We start from the raw sequence: 1,026 nt of genomic DNA on the forward strand, positions 1-1,026 counted from the left end.
TATTGACATTGAAGACTTGATTCCAAATGAAAATATGGTCGTAACTATCACGCACCGCGGATATATCAAGCGAGTTCCAAGCAAAACTTACGAAAAACAAAAACGCGGCGGCAAGGGCAAGGTCGCAGTAACTACCTACGATGATGATTTCATCGAAAATTTCTTTACTAGCAACACGCACGACACGCTTATGTTTATCACAGATAAAGGACAACTTTACTGGCTAAAAGTCTATAAAATTCCGGAAGGCTCACGCACGGCAAAAGGCAAAGCGGTTGTGAATCTCATCTCGCTTCAAGACGGCGAAAAAATAAAAGCGATAATCCCTACTAGCGATTTTTGCGAGAGCAAATCTTTGGCATTTTTCACTAAAAAAGGTATCGTAAAACGAACAAATTTGAGCGAATTTAAAAATATCCGCTCAATCGGCGTAAAAGCGATCAAGCTTGATGAAGATGATGAATTAGTAACTGCGCTAATCGTTGCAAACGGCGAAAATGAAGTCTTTATCCCAAGCGATGAAAACGGCGAAAACGCTGAAAATACCGAAAACAGCGTAGTTGAAAACGAAGTCGTTGAAGTAGTAGAAGAAAACGCGGGCGAAGAGCAAATCAACGAAAATATGCTTTTAATCGTTACCAAAAAAGGTATGTGTGTCAAATTTAAGCTTGAAAAAATTCGCCAAATGGGCAGAGTAACGCGCGGCGTAACGGGCATTAAATTTAAAGAAAAAGGCGATGAAGTAGTCGGTGCTGCGTTTATCAAAAACGATATTGACGAGATTTTAAGCGTTAGCCAAAAGGGTATTGGCAAACGAACCGAAGCGAACGAATATCGCTTGACAAATCGTGGCGGAAAAGGCGTGATTTGTATGAAACTTACGCCAAAAACAGGCGATCTAATCGGCGTAGTTATGGTAGATGAAGAAAGCGATCTTATGGCGCTAACTACGACAGGAAAAATGATACGCACTGACATTCAAAGCATACGCAAAGCTGGTCGCAACACAAGCGGTGTAATCGTCGT

1 protein-coding gene is annotated in these 1,026 nt (G+C 41.2%); it reads left to right on the forward strand.

The features are described 5' to 3' along the window. Window positions 1-1,026, forward strand: a 1,026-nt coding sequence (locus OFN91_RS08265) for a DNA gyrase C-terminal beta-propeller domain-containing protein (protein WP_333720472.1), incomplete at both ends; no start/stop codon positions are given.

The organism is Campylobacter sp. JMF_08 NE1, assembly GCF_027737875.1.
Taxonomy (GTDB): Bacteria; Campylobacterota; Campylobacteria; order Campylobacterales; family Campylobacteraceae; genus Campylobacter_B.